At 43.4% G+C, this 18,881-nt stretch carries 26 protein-coding genes and 1 tRNA gene; 17 read left to right on the top strand and 10 right to left on the bottom strand.

Annotation, left to right across the window (positions count from 1 at the left end):
• Window positions 1-107: 107 nt before the first annotated feature.
• The 4 genes from adk (at window position 108) to nadE (ending at window position 4,369) form a co-directional block, all read left to right on the top strand.
• The gene (gene adk, locus L5M71_RS07270; protein ID WP_028759655.1) at window positions 108-752 is read left to right on the top strand and encodes an adenylate kinase; all 645 of its coding nucleotides are present in this window, start codon (window positions 108-110) and stop codon (window positions 750-752) included.
• Window positions 753-864: 112 nt separating this feature from the next.
• Complete coding sequence (gene hemH, locus L5M71_RS07265) at window positions 865-1,869, top strand: ferrochelatase (RefSeq protein ID WP_263208012.1); 1,005 nt, start codon at window positions 865-867, stop codon at window positions 1,867-1,869.
• A 163-nt stretch (window positions 1,870-2,032) separates the two neighbouring features.
• Complete coding sequence (locus L5M71_RS07260; protein ID WP_028759658.1) at window positions 2,033-3,337, top strand: inosine/guanosine kinase; 1,305 nt, start codon at window positions 2,033-2,035, stop codon at window positions 3,335-3,337.
• A 201-nt stretch (window positions 3,338-3,538) separates the two neighbouring features.
• The gene (nadE, locus tag L5M71_RS07255; RefSeq protein WP_168825281.1) at window positions 3,539-4,369 is read left to right on the top strand and encodes an ammonia-dependent NAD(+) synthetase; all 831 of its coding nucleotides are present in this window, start codon (window positions 3,539-3,541) and stop codon (window positions 4,367-4,369) included.
• 117 nt (window positions 4,370-4,486) lie between these two features.
• On the opposite strand, the gene L5M71_RS07250 is transcribed toward nadE, so the two are convergent.
• Entirely contained in the window at window positions 4,487-4,987 is a 501-nt protein-coding gene (locus L5M71_RS07250) for a DUF6942 family protein (protein ID WP_263208009.1), read from the bottom strand.
• Window positions 4,988-5,211: 224 nt separating this feature from the next.
• On the opposite strand from L5M71_RS07250, the gene L5M71_RS07245 reads away from it, so the two are divergent.
• The gene (locus L5M71_RS07245; RefSeq protein ID WP_263208007.1) at window positions 5,212-6,741 is read left to right on the top strand and encodes an alpha/beta hydrolase; all 1,530 of its coding nucleotides are present in this window, start codon (window positions 5,212-5,214) and stop codon (window positions 6,739-6,741) included.
• 311 nt (window positions 6,742-7,052) lie between these two features.
• Window positions 7,053-7,129, top strand: a tRNA-Pro gene (locus L5M71_RS07240).
• 164 nt (window positions 7,130-7,293) lie between these two features.
• Here the strand turns inward: L5M71_RS07240 and L5M71_RS07235 are convergent.
• From L5M71_RS07235 to L5M71_RS07195, 9 genes are all read right to left on the bottom strand, one after another.
• Window positions 7,294-8,478: a recombinase gene (locus tag L5M71_RS07235; protein ID WP_263208005.1), complete on the bottom strand. Its 1,185-nt coding sequence runs from the start codon at window positions 8,476-8,478 to the stop codon at window positions 7,294-7,296.
• A gap of 5 nt (window positions 8,479-8,483) precedes the next feature.
• Entirely contained in the window at window positions 8,484-8,717 is a 234-nt protein-coding gene (locus L5M71_RS07230) for a hypothetical protein (RefSeq protein WP_263208001.1), read from the bottom strand.
• A gap of 14 nt (window positions 8,718-8,731) precedes the next feature.
• Window positions 8,732-8,998, bottom strand: a complete 267-nt coding sequence (locus L5M71_RS07225) for an adhesin biosynthesis transcription regulatory family protein (protein ID WP_263207999.1) — start codon at window positions 8,996-8,998, stop codon at window positions 8,732-8,734.
• A complete protein-coding gene (locus L5M71_RS07220; RefSeq protein WP_259516021.1) occupies window positions 8,995-9,315 on the bottom strand; it encodes a hypothetical protein in 321 nt (106 codons plus the stop codon). Before L5M71_RS07220 ends, L5M71_RS07225 begins: the two co-directional genes overlap by 4 nt.
• A 196-nt stretch (window positions 9,316-9,511) precedes the next feature.
• Complete coding sequence (locus L5M71_RS07215; protein WP_263207996.1) at window positions 9,512-9,838, bottom strand: hypothetical protein; 327 nt, start codon at window positions 9,836-9,838, stop codon at window positions 9,512-9,514.
• Between the two features lie 151 nt (window positions 9,839-9,989).
• A complete protein-coding gene (locus L5M71_RS07210; protein ID WP_263207993.1) occupies window positions 9,990-10,454 on the bottom strand; it encodes a hypothetical protein in 465 nt (154 codons plus the stop codon).
• A gap of 5 nt (window positions 10,455-10,459) precedes the next feature.
• Entirely contained in the window at window positions 10,460-10,786 is a 327-nt protein-coding gene (locus L5M71_RS07205) for an STAS-like domain-containing protein (RefSeq protein WP_263207991.1), read from the bottom strand.
• Between the two features lie 4 nt (window positions 10,787-10,790).
• Window positions 10,791-11,753 carry a hypothetical protein gene (locus tag L5M71_RS07200; protein WP_263207988.1) on the bottom strand — a complete coding sequence of 321 codons (963 nt, stop codon included), beginning with the start codon at window positions 11,751-11,753 and terminating at the stop codon, window positions 10,791-10,793.
• Window positions 11,754-12,383 (bottom strand): LexA family protein, encoded by a 630-nt coding sequence (locus L5M71_RS07195; RefSeq protein WP_263207985.1) that lies wholly within the window; start codon window positions 12,381-12,383, stop codon window positions 11,754-11,756.
• 116 nt (window positions 12,384-12,499) lie between these two features.
• Here L5M71_RS07195 and L5M71_RS07190 point away from each other — a divergent pair, with 116 nt between their 5' ends.
• The 11 genes from L5M71_RS07190 to L5M71_RS07140 all read left to right on the top strand — a co-directional run bounded on the left by L5M71_RS07190 (window position 12,500) and on the right by L5M71_RS07140 (window position 18,541).
• A complete protein-coding gene (locus L5M71_RS07190; protein ID WP_263207983.1) occupies window positions 12,500-12,721 on the top strand; it encodes a helix-turn-helix domain-containing protein in 222 nt (73 codons plus the stop codon).
• Between the two features lie 12 nt (window positions 12,722-12,733).
• On the top strand, window positions 12,734-13,342 hold the full coding sequence (locus tag L5M71_RS07185; RefSeq protein WP_263207981.1) for a hypothetical protein: 609 nt from the start codon (window positions 12,734-12,736) through the stop codon (window positions 13,340-13,342).
• Window positions 13,335-13,628, top strand: a complete 294-nt coding sequence (locus L5M71_RS07180; RefSeq protein ID WP_263207978.1) for a hypothetical protein — start codon at window positions 13,335-13,337, stop codon at window positions 13,626-13,628. The genes L5M71_RS07185 and L5M71_RS07180 overlap by 8 nt, the downstream gene beginning before the upstream one ends.
• A 52-nt stretch (window positions 13,629-13,680) precedes the next feature.
• Window positions 13,681-14,529 (top strand): helix-turn-helix domain-containing protein, encoded by an 849-nt coding sequence (locus tag L5M71_RS07175; RefSeq protein ID WP_263207976.1) that lies wholly within the window; start codon window positions 13,681-13,683, stop codon window positions 14,527-14,529.
• Window positions 14,526-15,203: a replication protein P gene (locus L5M71_RS07170; RefSeq protein ID WP_263207974.1), complete on the top strand. Its 678-nt coding sequence runs from the start codon at window positions 14,526-14,528 to the stop codon at window positions 15,201-15,203. Before L5M71_RS07175 ends, L5M71_RS07170 begins: the two co-directional genes overlap by 4 nt.
• Window positions 15,187-16,392 carry a tyrosine-type recombinase/integrase gene (locus tag L5M71_RS07165; RefSeq protein WP_263207972.1) on the top strand — a complete coding sequence of 402 codons (1,206 nt, stop codon included), beginning with the start codon at window positions 15,187-15,189 and terminating at the stop codon, window positions 16,390-16,392. Before L5M71_RS07170 ends, L5M71_RS07165 begins: the two co-directional genes overlap by 17 nt.
• Window positions 16,389-16,607: a helix-turn-helix domain-containing protein gene (locus L5M71_RS07160; RefSeq protein ID WP_259516034.1), complete on the top strand. Its 219-nt coding sequence runs from the start codon at window positions 16,389-16,391 to the stop codon at window positions 16,605-16,607. Before L5M71_RS07165 ends, L5M71_RS07160 begins: the two co-directional genes overlap by 4 nt.
• Window positions 16,597-16,938, top strand: a complete 342-nt coding sequence (locus L5M71_RS07155) for a hypothetical protein (protein ID WP_263207968.1) — start codon at window positions 16,597-16,599, stop codon at window positions 16,936-16,938. The genes L5M71_RS07160 and L5M71_RS07155 overlap by 11 nt, the downstream gene beginning before the upstream one ends.
• A 138-nt stretch (window positions 16,939-17,076) precedes the next feature.
• Window positions 17,077-17,346: a hypothetical protein gene (locus L5M71_RS07150; protein WP_263207966.1), complete on the top strand. Its 270-nt coding sequence runs from the start codon at window positions 17,077-17,079 to the stop codon at window positions 17,344-17,346.
• Between the two features lie 141 nt (window positions 17,347-17,487).
• Window positions 17,488-17,724, top strand: a complete 237-nt coding sequence (locus L5M71_RS07145; protein ID WP_263207963.1) for a hypothetical protein — start codon at window positions 17,488-17,490, stop codon at window positions 17,722-17,724.
• A gap of 97 nt (window positions 17,725-17,821) precedes the next feature.
• Entirely contained in the window at window positions 17,822-18,541 is a 720-nt protein-coding gene (locus tag L5M71_RS07140) for a hypothetical protein (RefSeq protein WP_263207961.1), read from the top strand.
• Window positions 18,542-18,881: the final 340 nt, after the last annotated feature.

Here is an 18,881-nt window from a genome sequence, read left to right as displayed (position 1 = left end):
GCGGTTTCTGAGGCTAAAGTCGAAGCTAAAACCCTTCTCAATGGCGGCCAGATGTGCGAAGATCGCCGCCCTAAGAAGAATATCAATGCGAAAAGAGGACTCTTGAGATGCGCATTATCCTATTGGGCGCCCCAGGTGCCGGTAAAGGTACCCAGGCCCAGTTCATTATGGAACAGTATGGTATCCCACAAATTTCCACTGGTGATATGTTACGTGCCGCGGTAAAAGCGGGTACTCCACTGGGTTTGGAAGCGAAAAAAGTGATGGATGCTGGTCAACTGGTTTCTGATGATCTGATCATCGGTCTGGTTAAAGAGCGTATCGCACAGGAAGACTGTGTTAAAGGTTTCTTGTTAGACGGTTTCCCACGTACTATCCCACAGGCGGATGCGATGGCAGCAAACGGTATTAGCATTGATCACGTGATTGAAATCGACGTGCCAGACGAAGAAATCGTTAAGCGCATGAGCGGTCGCCGTGTTCACCCAGGTTCTGGCCGTGTTTACCATGTGGTTTTTAATCCACCTAAAGTGGAAGGTAAAGACGACGTGACGGGCGAAGATTTAGCTATTCGTCCAGATGATGAAGAAAGCACAGTGCGTAAACGCCTCGCGATCTATCACGAGCAAACTAAGCCGCTTGTTGAATACTACGGTAAAGTGGCTGCCGCTGGCCAAACTCAATACAACAAGTTTGACGGTACTCAATCGGTTGCGGCCGTGAGTGAGCAGTTAGCTAGAGTGTTGAAATAACCGAATAAAGGTTAATTTACGAGAACAAGTTCTCATATTAAGAAAAAGCCTGCCGATGCAGGCTTTTTTTATGGGTATCGCAATGTTAGCCTCCAAGTGAACTTCATTAACCATGAGCCTAACGTTGAATCCTTCCCCTGCTTTTGGTGTGTTATTGGTTAACCTCGGCACGCCTGATCAACCTAGTCCTAAGGCCGTTAAACGCTTTTTAAGGCAGTTTTTAAGTGATCCGCGTGTCGTCGATTTATCGCCGTGGATTTGGCAACCGCTGCTGAACGGCATTATCCTCAACACCCGTCCGACGAAAGTCGCCAAACTCTATCAAAGCGTGTGGACGCCAGAAGGTTCGCCCTTGATGGTGATAAGTGAGCGCCAAGCACAAAAACTGGCGGTGGACTTAAGTGCTACCTTTAACCAGACCATTCCGGTTGAACTGGGCATGAGTTACGGTAATCCCTCCATCGATGCGGGATTTGAACGCCTGAAAGAGCAAGGAGCAGAGCGTATTATTGTGCTGCCTTTGTATCCCCAATATTCCTGCTCGACGGTGGCAAGTGTGTTCGATGCCGTTGCCAATTATCTTAAAACCGTGCGTGACATACCCCAGGTTCGCTTTAATAAAGACTATTTTGACCATGATGCTTATATAGCGGCGCTGGCGCATTCAGTGACGCGCCACTGGAAAACCCATGGGCAGGCCGACAAGTTGCTCTTGTCATTTCATGGTATTCCTCTGCGTTATGTGAAAGAGGGCGATCCATACCGCGAGCAGTGTTTTGTCACGGCTAAACTGTTGGCACAAAAACTTGAGCTGAGCGAGTCGCAATGGCAAGTGTGCTTCCAATCGCGCTTTGGTCGCGAAGAATGGTTAACGCCCTACGCCGATAAATTACTGTCCGAGTTACCTGCGCAAGGGATCAAAAGTGTCGATGTGATTTGCCCTGCGTTTGCGACCGATTGCCTCGAAACCTTAGAAGAAATCTCCATTGGTGCTAAGGAAACCTTTTTACATGCGGGTGGCAGCGACTATCGGTTTATCCCTTGTTTGAACGACGATGAGTTACACATTGAATTATTACGGCAATTAATCCAAGAACAAGCGGTATCTTGGGTATAGGAGCACTGGCTTCGAACTGATTTTGTGATAGAATCTGCGCCCTTCCGGCTAAGGGGTGGTTTTTTTGTCTCGCTAGCCTAGACTCAATATTTTTAGGATGCTGCTTGGCTTGACCGCCTCGGCAGACGCCAATTAGCATGGATGCCAGGAAAAGAGAGCCACTATGAAGTTTCCCGGTCAGCGTAAATCTAAACATTATTTTCCGGTTAAAACCCGAGATCCGCTGCTTGAACAGCTGACTCAACAGCCTCAGCCGTTTGCGACCTATATCAGCGGTATTGATCAAACCTTAGTGGATATCGAAGCGAAAGTGGAAGACGAATTGCTGAGCCGTTATGGCTTGCCCAAAGGCAATTCTACCTTGATCAATGATGAACAGGCCCACAGACTCTACACTGAGTTAAAAATTCATGGTTTGATTAGCGATGAATTTGCTGGTGGCACTATTGGTAACACAGTGCACAACTATTCTATTCTGGCCGATGACCGTTCAGTGCTGTTTGGGGTAATGAGTCAGAATATCGAAGTGGGCAGTTACGCCTACCGCTATTTATGTAATACCTCTTCTAAAGTCGACCTTAACTTTCTACAACCTGTAGATGGTCCTATCGGTCGCTGTTTTACCCTGATTTCTGAGTGCGGCGAGCGAACATTTGCGATCAGCAAAGGCGCTATGGATAAACTCACACCTGAATTTATCGATAAAGACGTAGTTCAGGGCAGTTCAGCCTTAGTGTTGACCGCGTATTTGATGCGCGCCAGTGATGGCGACCGTATTACCGATGCGGCCATGTGCGCTATCGAATATGCAAAAGCCGCCGAAGTTCCCGTGGTATTAACCTTAGGCACGCGTTTCTTGATTGAAGAAGATCCACAATGGTGGCAAAACTTCATCAAAGAACATGTCACCATTTTGGCGATGAATGAAGACGAAGGTGAAGCCTTAACGGGTTCACGGGATCCTCTGCTTGCCAGTGAAAAAGCTTTAGAATGGTGCGACATGGTATTAACCACAGCGGGTCCAATCGGGCTTTATACTGCGGGTTATACCGAGGACTCAGAAAAACGCGAAACGACTCACACGCTGTTGCCGGGTGCTATCCCTGAATTTAATCGTTATGAATTTTCCCGTCCAAAGCTTAAAAGTGACTGTGAAACACCGATTAAAGTGTTTGCCCACATTTCACCTTACATGGGCGGCCCAGAAAAAATCGGTAACACTAATGGTGCTGGCGATGGCGCATTATCGGCGTTATTGCACGATCTGGCGGCCAATACTTTCCACAAGACTAACGTGCCAGGCTCAAGTAAACATAAGCGTGATGGCCTATGTTATTCCTCGTTTTCTCAAGTGTGTAAGTACGCTAACCGTGTCGCCTACGAAGTCTTAGCCCAGCATAGCCCGCGTTTATCCCGCGGTTTACCTGAGCGCGAAGACAGCTTAGAAGAATCCTACTGGGAAAGATAAGTCGGTAGCTGTATTGGTATTAAGCTGACTGATTTACGCTAGGGCAATAACGGCAAACCGTTGTTGCCCTTATTTTTATAGCGTTTATCAATAATCAATTAACTAAGCATTAATTTTAACTACAGGCAGTTGCGAATAAATGTTAACGTTAGTTGGGTTCAGGTAGTCCAAATACAGCGATAATTTAAGGTGGAATTTTCGGTGAAAGCGCAAATCTTAAGAGAAATGAAGGTACTCACGGCCATAGAGCCTGAGTTCGAAGTGCAACGTCGTGTCGCGTTTATTAAAACCAAACTAAAAGAAGCGCGTAGCAAGGCATTGGTATTAGGGATCAGCGGTGGGGTGGATTCTTCTACTGCTGGGCGTTTGTGTCAGTTGGCGGTGGACAGTTTAAACCAAGAAAATGGCCAAGGCGGTTACCAGTTTATCGCTGTGCGATTACCCTATCAGATCCAAAAAGATGAGCATGAGGCGCAATTAGCCTGTCAGTTTATTCAGCCCTCTAAGTTGGTCACTGTGAATGTGCATCAAGGGGTTGATGGTGTGCACAGCGCTACCGTTGCCGCGTTAGTCGAAGCTGGATTGCCTTTGCCCGATGTGGCGAAGGTTGATTTTGTGAAGGGTAACGTCAAAGCCCGTATGCGGATGATAGCGCAATACGAACTCGCCGGACTCGTGGGCGGGCTTGTGGTGGGGACAGATCACAGCGCCGAAAATATCACAGGTTTTTACACTAAATGGGGCGATGGTGCCTGCGATTTAGCGCCATTATTTGGTCTTAACAAACGCCAAGTTCGCCAACTCGCCGCGTATCTTGGTGCGCCAGAATCGTTAGTCTATAAAGCGCCGACCGCGGATTTAGAAGACAATAAACCCTTACTCGAAGATGAAGTCGCGCTTGGTCTAACCTATGCGCAAATCGATGATTTCCTTGAGGGTAAAGACGTCGGCAAGGCGGTTGAAGACAAGTTAATTGGTATTTATAAGGCGACGCAGCATAAACGTCAGCCTATTCCAACCATTTACGACTAACCCTGAATCGTCCTTGAATATGCACTCGTTTGAACTCTGTTCACGAGTGCTTTTTTATGCCTTTGCTATTTGGTGACTAATGCTGTGGTGACAGCCATTACCACAATCATAATGGGATTATTCACTGTGGTGGGGCTCTGGCGTTGCTAAGTGTTGGCGTGTCAGGGCGATCAGTTGGTTTGGGTATTGACGATAATCCAAATAGGGCGTGAGTAAACAATGCTGTCCTGGCGAAGATGGCAGCTTAAGTACGGTTATGGATTTATTTTGGGCAGTTAAATGCTGCGCACCGGAATCGTTCACGGACATGGTGAGCCCTAAAGCATTTGCGGCCACTTGCCCCGCAATGAGATGAATCTTAGCGTTTGCCATCAGCTCTATAGCGCCTATGCAGATCATTTCATTTTGCTTGAGTAACACTTGGTCACGATAGCTGCGCCAATCTTCTCCAACCGCGCTGATTTTTGCCATAATAGTGAAGATCTTACGCCAATGATTGCCATTGAGAGCGATGAGAGCCCCGATAGCATCTGGCTGAGTGTAATGCCAGCTCTCAGGTACCAGCGGCGCTGTAGGAAGATAGTAGGCGAACCTAGCGTGTGGGTTACCGATTATCATCGAGAGCGTATAAGTTTCGTTGGAATAAGACTATTTTCGATCCTAACCCGATTAAGGCCTATGCGGCTAATAAAATTGCGAGATGAGTAAATTGGGTGACTAAATAGGAGTGATTAAATTGTACTGCTTACACTAGTAGATTTTATCGCGGTAAAACGTTTGAAGGATGTTTTTATCTACCCGTATAATCTAGTTGTACATTTTATCTTCATGTAGGAACAGCGATGAAGGCCATCATCATAGGTTCGACAAAACACCTATTTTTAGCTGCAGTGTATGCAAGTACTGGCATAGTGGTGGCGTTACTCGCGACAGGGATCTATTTTCTTAATGCGCGCCCTGAGCTGTCACTTTGGCATACGGTCGAGCTAAAAAATGAGTTCCATTACAATACCAAACTTGCCAATTTTAATGAGTACTTAGCGCTAGAAGACCGCTTATTCGCCGAAGTTGAGCACAAAGTTGTCAAAAAGATTCCCGCCAATGAATTTTCTCCAGTGAACCGCTATGTCAAAAATAGCTTGTCTGATCCTGCCCATTGGCCACAAAACTGGAATCGCAGTTATGAATGGTCTGTGGCTAATGCCGAATTTGGAGTATTACTGCTCCACGGCATGTCAGACTCGCCCTATGCCTTATCCAATGTGGCAGCGCATTTTAAAGATAAAGCCCATGTACTGGGTTTAAGACTGCCAGGACATGGCACGATTCCAAGTGGATTGACTGAGCTTTATTGGCAAGATCTGGCCGCAGCGGTGAATTTAGCCACAGCGCATATGCGGCAAACTCTGAAAGATAAACCATTATTTGTGGTGGCTTTTTCGACGGGTGCCGCCGTCGCGCTGAACCATGAGTTAGAACGTATAAGCCATGATAAAGCCCCTGATTATGATGGAATGATTTTTATCTCTCCCGCGATAGGGCTAGCGCCATCTGCGGCGGCTGCACGCTGGCAGAGTTGGATAGGACGATTGTTGGAGCTGGATAAACTGCAATGGAACAGTATTCAAGTGGAGTACGATCCCTTTAAATACACCTCTTTTGCGGTTAATGCGGGCGATGTAGTTTATCAATTAGCCCTGCGTAACCAAGGTTTATTGGCAGGATTAACGCCGCAGCAACGGGCGCAAGTTCCGTCGATACTCACCTTTCAGTCGGTAGTGGATGCAACCGTTTCAACCGCGGCGGTGGTGAATAATCTGTATCAAACATTGCCTGAAAAAGGCCATGAGCTAGTGTTGTTTGATATGAACCGACTCGATGTAAATGCCAAGATGGTGTCCAATGATCCGCTTGCGGGCTTGTTGGCGAACATTAATAACCCTGAGTTACATTATCGTGGCACTGTGGTGGAAAATATCAGTAATGAAACCACGCAGGTTCAGGCGCGATACTTTGGTTTAGATGAACTGGGTTTAGATGAACAGAATTTAGATACACAGGATATAGACGCACAGGGTAAAGTGCTCACTCAGGTCAGTGAAAACGTGCGGATATTAGATTTATATTGGCCTGCAGGTGTGTATTCCTTATCCCATGTTGCGCTACCTTTTGGCATAGATGATGGGCTTTATGGTGCCGTGATCCAGCCTGATTTACATAGGATCCAAATCGGAGCCTCAGCTTCGCGGGGAGAGCGCGGCTTGTATAGCGTGTCAGCGTCTGAAATGTTACGACAGAAATGGAATCCATTTTTCCCGTATCTACTCGAGCGCATGGATGAGTACCGACTCGCCCATATGCACTCGCATTGAATGATGATTTAGTAAACGGGTGTCATTATGTCTGTTCTGCAGCTAAATCCTGTTTGAGTATGGACGTAATCAGTATCGAGCAATCATTATCGACGAAAATTGTGTCATTCAGAACATAAACTAAGCAGTTGATCAAAGAGATGTAATGAAGCCCTTGCGCAGTTGCGAGGCAATTGCTACAGTTCTGGCTCGCTTAAGATAAACCCCATAAACAGTATCTTAGGTGATAAGTAATTGAGCAAAAGCCGTAAAGATTATCGCTAAACAATATTTAGCTAAGTCAGCACAGGTATGCAATATACTTAAAAATTCGGTATGTAGCGCAGCCCGGTAGCGCACTGTCATGGGGTGTCAGGGGTCGGAGGTTCGAATCCTCTCATACCGACCAAATTCAAATCAAAAAAGCCTGTAGACTTAATAGTTTACAGGCTTTTTTGATGTTTAAAATTCGATAAGGCTTTATGTATCATGGTGAAACTATGGTGTTATCGAGGTGAAACTCAATGAGCTTTTAAAAGCCTTTCACAGTGACTAGCCTTAGTTTTTCTTATGCTAATTTGCCATATCGATTTCAGCGTGTGGTACTTCTGTCCACTCGAGATGGTCACGTACATAGATCTTGGTTGATTTAGCATCTGTGTGTGCCATTCGGCCCTGAGGGTCTATTCCCATGTCTGAAAATAGTCTGGCAGAAAGTGCGCGAATTTCGTGAAAAGTCGGACGCTGAATAAGCTCAAGATGATCATACAAATTAATGCTATCTCGTACGGCTGAAAATGCTCGGCTAAGATAGTTGGGGTCAAGTTGATAACGATGATCTGTTTCCGCGCTTTGTTTATTGTGCCGCTCTGGCACTCTGTGGACGATATAAGGACAAAGTACACCGTCACGGCTTCTATCTATAATTCCTTTTAGTACCAGTCCAATAGGAATTGCCACATGGCTGGCTTCTTTTTCTTCTACTTTTTGTCTGTGAATGAACAGCGTGCCATAAATACCATTTGCAGGTGTGTCTAACCATACACAACCACATTGCCCCTCTTTAGGCTTTTTAATGTTGTATTTAATCCGTGAGATTTCTAACCTAGCTTGCGATGCCTGAAGCGCCAATTCCATTGCTGTTTGTAACCAAAGTGGCGCCGCAGCGTGGATAAGTTTGAAAGCATCCAAACTTAAGCGTTGGCGTTCTTTCCCCTTTTTTTTGCGCTTTTTCATTTTCCGCGCCGCAGGGTTGTCAAGCATGAGTGATTGATCAATTGCGTAGTTTATTAATTTCTCAATGAAACCAAGTTTGCGATTATGCACGTTGGCACTCGCATCTGGATGGTATTGATTCAGGTATCCATTGACATGTTCTAGGCTTATTTCTTGGCAGGGAATACCTTTGAAAAAGGCTTTAATCCTAGCAGCATCGTTGAGCATAGTGTCTGCGAGTTGTTTGCTTGGGGATTCTTCTTTTAGAATAATCTCCATCAATCTATCAACGTGATCTGAAAATGGTAGTAATTGTTCAGTGGTTTCTCTACCTGAGGCTTTAATCAGATCATCGACTACCAAGCCTGTCGCTGGACGCATGATACGGTTATATTCGTTAGCAATTTGTATTGCTTGAATTTTATCTTTTCCCAGTGACTTTCTTACACCATTGGTCAGGGTTAGACGATAAAACCCTGTATCAATGGCATATTGTAGGTATGGTGGTAGATGTTTATTACTGCTCTTTTTAGGACGAACCATGATATTTACACCGATGCAGCGACTAAACTCATTACTGTGTTACTTACAGCCTGCGGTATACCGAAGTGCTGATCTTCATAGACATAGACCTTGCCATCAATAATGGCACCACGAACCTTGCCTCTCAGTATCCAAGTCTTAATGGTTCGGTTTTGCGGCGCAGAACCATCTGCAAACTCTCTGCCTGCCCATTCACTCGCCTTCATCAATTTGGCGTTTCTTTGTTGATTATTTATCACATTCTATCCTTTAGCTATTGGCTTATGCCTGAGGCTATAAATTTCGCCCAATCCAGTTCTTTAATTTGCTCAACAGTAGCTGCGACATTCTCTAAACGCTTTTGAGCGCGGGTAAAGTTTCCCCTGTCTACGCTATGACGAGCGACGGCAACAATATCTTGAACTCCCAATACATAATGGTCTTCAAGTGCTTCACGTATGGCCTTTGAATCTATACGTGTTAGCGATAGCAACAGTGCGATCCGTTTAGACGATTCACCGCCTTGGAGCAGATACTTCATAGTTGTTCTCCGTTATAGACTTCCCAAGAAAACAAGGCCTTCTTCGTTTTTGGATTAACCTTTCCAGTCGGTTTTCGATAACGAATGTGTAGCTCTTTATGTGGCTCCTGCGTTTTTGCGAGCGCGATATATTGCTGGCACAAAGTAGGGGTAGAAAGGGAGTGGCTGAGTTTTTGAGGCTTCATTTTTTCAAAATTAGCTAAGGCTAACTCTTCAAGTTTTTGCTCATACTCAGCCGGCGAAAGTTCCCTACGATTAACGCCATAACCGTCAGTCGTGCTGCATTTTTTTCTTGCCAATTTCTTGGCTATATCCATGGATATTCCGTATACAAAAAACATAATTCACCCCTTTGTTGGCAGTAAACGCAGCTTTGTTTGCTCCCATTGAATTACGAGTCTATTTAGGCAAGTCATTTCTTCTGGGTAGGTAAGTTTCATTTGTTCAAGCTCGGCGATTTGTTTATCGCAATGCTTTATAAATGCTGCAGTATTTGTTTGGTTGGCCACCGCTTTAGGCTCCAACCAAATTTAAGGCTGTTAAATTGTCAGCTGACACTCGGCTCACGAGAGCTTTACCTGAGCGGGGATCGATATAAAGTGAGTAACTATGGCCCAGTTCACCTGTGCGGCCGACAAACTGTTGATGGAATAGTTGGGTGGCATTGTTGTAAAAGAGATGAAGCTCTAAATCTTGCAGGCGTTGCTGTACTCGCTCGCTGTCCATAGGATTAGCGTGCGGGTAGCGAATGGCATGCATCACAGCTGCAAAGCGGATTGAGACCAGTAGACGATGTTCCTGGCATTGTTTGGTGGTGCTTGGTGTATGGGTGAGTATCATTTTCCATCCTCTCAGTATAGGTGATTGAAGAATAATAAACATTAAAGGTGTTATTTGTAAACACATTAAATCTATTTAAATGTGTTTTTTATGTAGAAACCAAAAATTAGACATAAAAAAACCGCCAAAAGGCGGTTTCCATAAAGTAGGATTAGTAGTTAGGCGGGTAAAGCGAAGTCATTTTCGAGTCTAACTGTTTTTCAAAAATTGAAATTGAAGTTAGGATCCCATCGACTTCTTCTCTTTTGGCATCTTCAGATAATTTATCAATATTATAAGAGTTTAGCGTGCAGGCTTTACGTAGGGGAAACACTAGCCGCTGTAACTCATGGATATCAATGCCGCGTCCTTTCAGAGTATCAAGTTTCGCTGAAATCAGTTTAATTTTTGATAGTACCAGCAGGTCGTAGTTTTGCGGAATTGCATTATACTCAGCCTTGAGCCAAAACTCTTCCGATAGCTTTTGTACATCACTGAGCAAAGTAATCAAGCGATTAACTATCGCGTAGGTTTCGCTACGCGAGGCTAGTTTTTTTGCGTTGTTATAAACAACTCTCCAACCAACAAGGACAAATAAAATTGAGATCCCAGTTGGTATTAATGGTGCCAAACTCATTGATATTAATGTTCCGCAGCTTCTTCAATATAAGACCAAATCTCATCGTGATATGAAGGATCTGAGGTTTTGATTACCAACAAGTTTTTGAGGTCTTGCAGCGAAAAATAACGCCTTAGTACAAGGCCTGCAAAACTTTCGTCGAGGAAAGATGAGCCTAAACCAATAGGTACATCATCTAGATATACTTCAAGTTTTTCTTGGCGTTGTTTGCACTCTGTGAGTGCTTTTTTTAATTTTTCCTCTCTAAACCGTTCGCCACTGTTTGGTCCATCTGATGGATAGCGGCCAAATGGATTCGGAGAGAAATCTTTAGCTAAATTAAGCTTCATGTCATCACTCATATGGAATCAACCACTCAATCATGGTGCCGTTAATACTCGCGGGTAAACTTAACTTACGGGTATCCCCACGTTCCCTATTAATATAGTACATACCATTTCCACTATAAACTAGCAACTTAGAGTTGTCTTTGACAGTCGTTACATCTTTGATATCTTCGGATCCTTTACCGCGAGTTGGTTTATCGGTGTAACGAGTTACACCTTTTTGGAATGCAAATTCAATCGCTTCAGCGTCAGTTGTGATGTTTACAGGGAGCTTTCCGGCAATACTTTCAGGGATTGAGATTCCTTTGTCGTAAATTATAAAAGCGACACTTTTGGAGTCATGTTTACAGAAACTGAGTTGCCACCATCGGCTACCAATACCTGAAGATACGTCAGTTTCATGCTCATAAGCATGGTGAATGACATTGAGCATCGCTTCTTGGATACCCCTATGTATGATTCTTGTTTCTGGGTTTGAAAGTTCTAAGCCTTGATTTTTAAGGTTTAAAATAGTCGATATCAAAAATTTGTTCGGATCAGTTCCAGATTGATATGGATGGTCATCATCAAATAAATTAATTAATTTTCTATTTCCACCGGGCATTATTGCTTTATAGAGCCCAAAGCCCCTAAAAAGCTTAAGAACATCAGGTGTTTTAGGCAGAGTGAAGGTAACTACATCGGCAATTTCTGTTACGAGTTGTGCTCGAGTTATTTCAGAAAATAATAATACCGAAGCCGCCGCGGTAAAATTTTGTAAATTGGAAAAGTCAATATGTAGCTTTTCTCTTCTGACAAGGCAGATTTTTGATATGGTAGCGAAAAAATTTAGTGTTTTACGTACCTTTTCTACAGTGTCTGGTCCTATAAGATAAATGCAAAGTTGTTGTGGTGAATCGATTTTTACCCGACCATCAGATTGGTATGTAGGGTTTAGATAATAGGGGATATCAGCTAGTCGTAATGCCAATTAGAATGCCCTACCCGAAAATATCACTACACCGACAATCTCGCAGTTGCCATTAATGGGAATTAATTGCTCTGGCCAATTAGGATTTAACGGTTTTAAAAATTTATGACTACTTTCAATCACTAACTGTTTAAAGGTGGCTTCGTTCTGGTCGTTTAATCGTGCGACCACATAGGCACCATGGCGCCATTCCACATCTGGATCGACAAAGATTAAATCACCATCGCGAAAGGTGGGTTCCATACTAACCCCTTGCACTTTGAGCACAAAGGTATTAGCACTACAACTCACAGGACAAGGAAAACGTTCTGCTTCTAGGGCGTGAATTTCTTCAATGACAGACCAAGCACCTGCTTTTACCCAACTAATTAATGGGAAGAATCCCTTAATTTCTGGGCCTGCAGATATATTGTTCATTTCTGATGGCGGAACGGCTTCTTTGCCAAACAATAGCCAATCTGGTGAACATTTTAACACCCTAGCAATCTCTACTATATTCCGAGGTTGCTTGGTTGTCCCATCTTCAATCTTATGGATTGCATTTTGAGATACACCTATCTCACTAGCCAATTGCGCTTGAGTGATATTTAGTGCTTTTCGACGGCTTTTGATTCGTTCACTAATGGTCATTTATTAAGGTCACAACTTCTAGTTGTTTAAACACCTATTCTTACAACTTTTTCATGTCTTGACAATTCAACTAAAGTTGTTTCAAATACACATTAAATCTATTCAAAGGGGTGTTTATGTTAGCTATTGAAAAAGCGGTAGAGATTATTGGTGGGCAAACAGTATTAGCCAACCAGCTAGGAATCAGACAAGGCCATGTGTGGAATTGGCTCCATCGTCATAAACAAGCCCCTGCCAAATATATCCGTTTTATTTCCACCGCAACTCAAGGTGAGGTCAGTGTGGATGAGTTACTGCACGATCACGAAACTAATCACCAGCTCAAGCATACAGCTTAGGGATTAATCTTCATGAAACACAAATCACGGTTGGATTTATTAATGGTGGCGATTCACCGTTGGCTTGAAATGCCTAAGGTGAGCCGTTCGATTATTGCCTCTGAGATTGTCACAGCGGCTAATGAACTTGGGCTAATGCCTTTGTTGGCAAATGAGGGGATAAGTTTTAACAATACAAGTGACCCGTATAATGATTCGCGGGTCAATGCCCAAAAGATTTTTAGATGGCTTGGGCAGTATCAAGAAACCCATGCCATGCCTGAACGCTTATTCCACGTTGAACAAGCCATTCTGGCGGCAATGCCCCAGCACTTGAAGTTGAATTACCTTAATGCGGTTTACAGCATGGTAGGGGTGACAGTGGTTGCAGACCATGGGTTTACTGGTACTGAAATTAATACTGCAGCATTAGCGATTTCGCTAACTAAGGAAAACTCAGAAGCGCAGGTGGCAGTGATTCAGTTGGGAAGTACACCAAGCCGTGAGGACGTTATAGCGGCTCATCGTGAACTCACTGAGTCGAGAGGCACCACACAAGCTGCTATGGATTTACTTGAGAAACACTTTCCATTTGTCGGCCATAAAACAAGCTTAAAGGCTGTGGAGGGTAACCATGTTTGATGAGGAATGTTTGATCTGTTGTTTTTATGGTGCAGCTAACTGCAGCGCCCATTCACATGATCTAAATAGTCAGTTAAGTGACAAAAATCCGATAGAACTTGAAGCTAAAATTACTTCTCTTAGGGCAAAAATAGCAAAGCTACAAGCAGACGGGGAGGTTGGGACAAAGCGTGAAGTTCTATTGGCGCAGTCTACTTGCGGATCACTTAAGTCTGAAGAAATGAAGAAAGCCTGCGCACGTTTGGCGACAGAATGCAGGCTTAATACCACTAAGGCAAGCTCATGATAAATAAGCAACCGAGTTTAGTCAATTTGACGTTTTTACAGGGGGCTTACGTATGAGTATGGAACTCATGGTGTTGGCGATGAAAACCAAGGTCGGCAATCCATTACGTAAACTCGTTTTAATTAAGCTTGCTGATAATGCGAGTGATAGTGGCGAGTGTTGGCCGAGTTATCAATATATTGCTGAGCAGTGCGAGATTGGCAATAGCACTGTTCGTAAACATATTAAGGATCTGGCTGATGATGGCCTGTTAACGATTAAGGCGAGAAAAGGCCCGAAAGGCAATGATTCGAATGTATATACATTACACCTTCGTGATTGGGTTAAAAAGGCATCTAAACAAGATAATGAAAGTTCGGATTTAGTATCTGAACGTGCAGCAAAACTAGATAATCCAAGGGTGCTACCAGATAGCATAGGTGAGCCACGAGATAGCATAGATATGTCATCAGATAGCATAGGTGTGCTACCTGATAGCAGACCCTATGCTACCAGCGAGCAGACCCTATGCCACCAGATAGCACCGGAATCAGTCATTAAACCTATCATTAAACCAGTCACTAAGAGATCTAATAAAACTACGCAAAAAAATTCACTCGATTTCTCTGCTTGGCCTGCAATGCCAAATGGGCAAACTTTGGCTGATTGGTTGGCAATGCGTAAACGGCTCAAAGCCGACGTTAGCCAGACTGTGATCAACCGTTTAGCCCCGCAATTGCAGATTGCGGTGACGATAGGCTTTAGCGTCGATGATTGTTTGGCTGAATGTGTCACTCGAAATTGGCGTGGTTTTAATGCTGCGTGGTTAGGTAACGCTAGCGTTAACCCAAATCAAGGTCAAAGTGCAACGGATAGTGATTGGACCCGACATGTATTCGACCCTGAGGACCCTTTGATATGAGCACTCATAGCTTACAGGCCTTAATGCATACCCGTACTGTAATTGGTTGCGGCGTTAAAACTAATCATGTGGAACCTACGGCTGCAGACCGAGCGATTGTTGATAGTGTTTTTATAAAGTTACGAATTTTATTCCCTGTTGGTGCACCTAAGGTTGAGGAAGAGGGGATCCATAAATCTGAGTGGCTTAAAACGCTGGCAGTGCAGGGGGTTCGAAGTCGTGAGCAAGTACAACACGGTTTGAATCGAGCAAGGCGTGAGGTTGGTGACCGCAAGTTTTGGCCAACGCCACGACAGTTTTGTGCCTGGTGTATGCCATCGGCAAACGATGCGGGATTACCTGAGCTTGATGTGGCGTATCGTGAAGCGCTTAAACATTACCATCGACCCGAGAAGCATCATTGGAGCCATGACTTAGTGCGTTTAGCGGTGCGTGAAACGGGGAGTTGGTTGTTTGCCCAAGGGATTGAGAAGGAGGTTTTTGAAGTATTTAGCCATAACTACACTCAGCTAGTAAGGCGTTATGTTTCGGGGGAAGCGTTTGATTATGAATTACCGAAAGCATTGCCTAAAGACGTGAGTGTACCTACTGCTCCTTCAAAGGCACGCCAGATACTTGCAGAGTTAAGGGCTAAACACGGGCTCGGCGGGAGGATGGATGCCGCAAACGGTTAAAGTACCCCATATTGGTGTTGAATATGGCAAAGCTAACCCTACGGTATTGAAACGTTGGTTAACAGAGTCAACCTCAAGAGAGTTTAGGGATAAGCAATATCCTTGTGTGAAATTTAGAGCTAATCAGAGCCGAACTAAAGCAAGTTTGTTTTTAGTACTGCACGAAAATGGAAAAAGTCATTGGAAAAAGCAAGGCAGTTGGCCTGCATTGTGTTTAAAAACATTCTTCAACGGTTTACCGCAGTTGTTAGCTAAACGCGTGATTGGTGAGATAAGCAATAGCGCTGAATTAGTCACTATTGAAGATCTATTACTTTGGTACCTCAATCATGTTTCGGGTAATAAAACGTTGAGTCAAAGTTGGCGAGCTAATTGTGCTTCGATGATCCGCAGTCAACTTTTACTCAGAGTCGGTAGCCATAAGATCACTGAATTTGATTTTATTTGCATAGATTCCGCACTCGTTAAAGGAATGCTGAATGAGGAATATGCGCCTCATTACATTCGTCTCTGTGTAAACGTATTGAAAAGAGCGTTTTCAGCGGCCTGTGATTTACGTTTACTTGCTTCTAATCCATTGGCGGGTTATCGAGTGCAGTTTAGCTTGAAGTTTGGACCAGTGGCAGAAACAGCGCTCACAGAGGCCGATCTTGCTGAGTTATTTGGTGCACTACAGGGCGCTAGCCGTCCAGTAAATATGTTGTTTTTGCTGATGCTGATGTTTGGTACTCGGATTAATGAAACTCGATTATGTCGTTGGGAGCATTTTGCTGGTGAGTTTTGGTTGATACCGGCGTCAAATACCAAAACACGTCAATCACATCGCTTGCCCTTAACTCCTGCGGCAAAATCACTTTTATTGAATTATCGTCAGTGGCAATTAAAGCATGTCGGTAAGAGAACACATTTGTTCTGTGGGGATAGCGAGGTGGTATCGATAAGAACCGCGCAGTATTGGAGCCAACAAATTAGATTTAAAGACTTTACCAGCCATGCTTTACGTAAGTTATGCAGAACCATCATTGCTGACATGGGTGTAGATACCATGGTGGGTGAACGCATTTTGAATCATGCTTTGCCGGTCCTGCTGAGAACCTATGTACACAGCACATTAGATAAGGGCGTTATGGCCGCACTTGAGGCTTATCACCTGCACTTGGTTAAGCGCGGATTTGTGGGGGCAAGATGACGACTCGTGGATTTGAAATTTTAAAAACGGGTCGCCGTATACGAGGGTTGACTCAAGCTGAGGTTGCAGAGATTTACGGCGTGAACTCTAAAACTTATCAGCGTTGGGAGCGTGGTCAAACTCCGGTCTCTTATGATGATTTAGCGGCCATTTGTGATCAGGTTTTTCGTATTCCGTTAGTCGAAGTACAGAGGGCTGCAGTTTATGCAAGATGATGTGCAGGAGAGAATAACCGTTAAGCAGCTGCGTAAAGAGTTAGCTGCTTGGGGACGTTACTGGGCTAGCAAAGAATATGGTCAAGGACATGCAAGCCGCAGTGCATGCGATAAACTTGGGGAGGTTCGTTGTTTTGGTGCTGTATTTTCAGAGTCTAGTTCGCCAGCTCATATTGCAGAGTATGACCTTCGTATTGCTCGCTTGAGCCATGATTGTAGACGTGCTTTAAGAGTGCATTACATCTGCGAACGCAACTGGGCCTTAGTTGAATTTGACTCAGAGAAGTCATATCTATATTGGTTGAAAAGAGCTGAAAGGCAGCTGCTTTAGAAGAGGGAAGAGGCCGTGATACAGCGTCATATGTATACTCAACCATAGTGTGGTTGAAGCAATAATATCGGTAGCCTTTGCTTACTTAATCGGTTATTTTTTGATATTAGTTCTTACAACTAACTGTTATGGTGGTTTATGAAAGATGCTCCAAGTGTATGCGCTGGTGATATTTTTCGATTTGGCATTGGTCACCCTCGAAAAAAAGCCGTTGTTTGTAATGTTTACACTGAGACAGAACCTTTAGAGATTGAAGTAGTTTATTTAGATACTAAAAATCGAGCAATCAATGAGGATATGTTCTGGAATGGCGAAGAGTGGAAGTTTAAGATTGATGGCCCCAACGGTGGTTATGCTGATAACTATGAAAGACTTGCAGTGTTTGTATCACAGCTGAGAGCGAAATAAATCAAGATTGTTAATGTTTGATTTTCTGTACTTTGTATATTTTTTATCGTAAACAAACTGGAATTGTGTACGAAATCGACTAGTGTTGTGGTAGAGTGCCGCGCCATTTGAATTAGTCACTGATAAAAAGGAGTTGCGCAAATGACCAAAAAAATTAAAGGCGTGCAGCTAGTGGAGTTAGATGGTAATCAAGTGCGTCTGATGCTAACTGATGAAGACCTCTCTCGAGCCGTAACGTCTGCTCTTAGGGAAGTAAAACTTGTCAATTTGGATTTCCAGCAAGTAGATTCTGGGGCGCAAAGAAACTCCATATCTGATAAGACTTTGCTGCAGCATTTTACACAATCATTTCTTGACGTTGTTCGGGTGCACGGATAACTCTTACACTGATAAATTTCAGTGTTTATGCATTGTTAATGATAAAAGCTCTCAGTTTTCATTGAGGGCTTTTTAGCTATTAAGAATAAGAAAAAACATGGAAAAGTTACTAGTTACTGAAAAAAAATGGGTGTATTCCGAATTAGTCCAACATGATAATGATGTGCTTGGTATTGTCGCATATGCTCTTTATAAAAAAGAAAAACATGAAACTGCTACACAATACCGTAAGCAAGGAAAAAATGAAGATTATATTGCGGAGCAAATTAGTGCATTTCATGATCAGGTTGCGTCAGTAGCGACCAGGCAAGATGGTTATAGAGAACGTGCTAAGCAGGTCTTAAGTGCGACAGTTGGCTTAGCAATTGAAAAAGGCTTAGACCAATTAAATGAACAATATACAAAGTTAGAAGCTGGTATCAATTCTCAACAAAAGGCTTTAGACACTAAGCAGGCAGAATTGAAAAAACGTGAACAGTCTTTTGATTTGACAGTTGAACAAAAAGTTAAAAAAGAAATAACTAAAGTAAGAAAAGAAGAGCAGAGCAAGCTAGCTAGAGCAAGCCAAAATCTTATACAGGTATCTATATTCAGACGAACTGTATTTTGGGTTCTAAATGGTTTTTCTGGGATTGTGGCAACAACAATAACCGGCATTGCTATTTTGACATTTGCTGCTTATACCGCTGATGAAGCTACTCAAAAAAGCCTCTTGCAAGATGTGGCTAAGTATTTTGTTGAGTTAATGTCTGCAGATCCAGTTCCTATCTCAACAGATTCGCTTGAGGCCGCTTCTAAAGAAGTATCTTCCCAATAAAAATTAATTTTCCTACTAATTCCCTATCATAGTGTTTGCATGCAGGCACTATGTCATCTCTTCCTCGATCATCAATAAAAAGTCCTAATTCGTCGTCTGCAGGTTTCTGTGCTGTGTCAAAAATTGCGATCTTTTGAATACCATCTGAGTCTAAAAAAGTACGAGTGATAAGTGTGTTTGTCATGTTGATCTCAGTAGTGATATTGATAGTTTATGAGAACACACTTCTAAAATCGCGCAAGTAAACTAATGCCCGTATACTTACCAAATTTGAAATATTTCCCTTTGATAACAGCTATTTTCGACTAGTGAAATTAATTTCACTAGTCGTTTATTTGCA

It is taken from the genome of Shewanella sp. SW1 (assembly GCF_025653545.1).
Lineage (GTDB): Bacteria > Pseudomonadota > Gammaproteobacteria > Enterobacterales > Shewanellaceae > Shewanella > Shewanella oncorhynchi.
The sequence above is the reverse complement of the archived record's forward strand: the minus strand, read 5'-3'. Positions and strand labels throughout refer to the sequence as shown.

Coding starts and splice junctions, on each gene's coding strand:
- adk (WP_028759655.1), top strand. CDS start 108: ATGCGCATTATCCTATTGGGCGCCCCAGGTGCCGGTAAAGGTACCCAG.
- hemH (WP_263208012.1), top strand. CDS start 865: ATGAGCCTAACGTTGAATCCTTCCCCTGCTTTTGGTGTGTTATTGGTT.
- L5M71_RS07260 (WP_028759658.1), top strand. CDS start 2,033: ATGAAGTTTCCCGGTCAGCGTAAATCTAAACATTATTTTCCGGTTAAA.
- L5M71_RS07250 (WP_263208009.1), bottom strand. CDS start 4,987: ATGATAATCGGTAACCCACACGCTAGGTTCGCCTACTATCTTCCTACA.
- L5M71_RS07245 (WP_263208007.1), top strand. CDS start 5,212: ATGAAGGCCATCATCATAGGTTCGACAAAACACCTATTTTTAGCTGCA.
- L5M71_RS07235 (WP_263208005.1), bottom strand. CDS start 8,478: ATGGTTCGTCCTAAAAAGAGCAGTAATAAACATCTACCACCATACCTA.
- L5M71_RS07225 (WP_263207999.1), bottom strand. CDS start 8,998: ATGAAGTATCTGCTCCAAGGCGGTGAATCGTCTAAACGGATCGCACTG.
- L5M71_RS07220 (WP_259516021.1), bottom strand. CDS start 9,315: ATGGATATAGCCAAGAAATTGGCAAGAAAAAAATGCAGCACGACTGAC.
- L5M71_RS07215 (WP_263207996.1), bottom strand. CDS start 9,838: ATGATACTCACCCATACACCAAGCACCACCAAACAATGCCAGGAACAT.
- L5M71_RS07210 (WP_263207993.1), bottom strand. CDS start 10,454: ATGAGTTTGGCACCATTAATACCAACTGGGATCTCAATTTTATTTGTC.
- L5M71_RS07205 (WP_263207991.1), bottom strand. CDS start 10,786: ATGAAGCTTAATTTAGCTAAAGATTTCTCTCCGAATCCATTTGGCCGC.
- L5M71_RS07195 (WP_263207985.1), bottom strand. CDS start 12,383: ATGACCATTAGTGAACGAATCAAAAGCCGTCGAAAAGCACTAAATATC.
- L5M71_RS07190 (WP_263207983.1), top strand. CDS start 12,500: ATGTTAGCTATTGAAAAAGCGGTAGAGATTATTGGTGGGCAAACAGTA.
- L5M71_RS07185 (WP_263207981.1), top strand. CDS start 12,734: ATGAAACACAAATCACGGTTGGATTTATTAATGGTGGCGATTCACCGT.
- L5M71_RS07180 (WP_263207978.1), top strand. CDS start 13,335: ATGTTTGATGAGGAATGTTTGATCTGTTGTTTTTATGGTGCAGCTAAC.
- L5M71_RS07175 (WP_263207976.1), top strand. CDS start 13,681: ATGAGTATGGAACTCATGGTGTTGGCGATGAAAACCAAGGTCGGCAAT.
- L5M71_RS07170 (WP_263207974.1), top strand. CDS start 14,526: ATGAGCACTCATAGCTTACAGGCCTTAATGCATACCCGTACTGTAATT.
- L5M71_RS07165 (WP_263207972.1), top strand. CDS start 15,187: ATGCCGCAAACGGTTAAAGTACCCCATATTGGTGTTGAATATGGCAAA.
- L5M71_RS07160 (WP_259516034.1), top strand. CDS start 16,389: ATGACGACTCGTGGATTTGAAATTTTAAAAACGGGTCGCCGTATACGA.
- L5M71_RS07155 (WP_263207968.1), top strand. CDS start 16,597: ATGCAAGATGATGTGCAGGAGAGAATAACCGTTAAGCAGCTGCGTAAA.
- L5M71_RS07150 (WP_263207966.1), top strand. CDS start 17,077: ATGAAAGATGCTCCAAGTGTATGCGCTGGTGATATTTTTCGATTTGGC.
- L5M71_RS07145 (WP_263207963.1), top strand. CDS start 17,488: ATGACCAAAAAAATTAAAGGCGTGCAGCTAGTGGAGTTAGATGGTAAT.
- L5M71_RS07140 (WP_263207961.1), top strand. CDS start 17,822: ATGGAAAAGTTACTAGTTACTGAAAAAAAATGGGTGTATTCCGAATTA.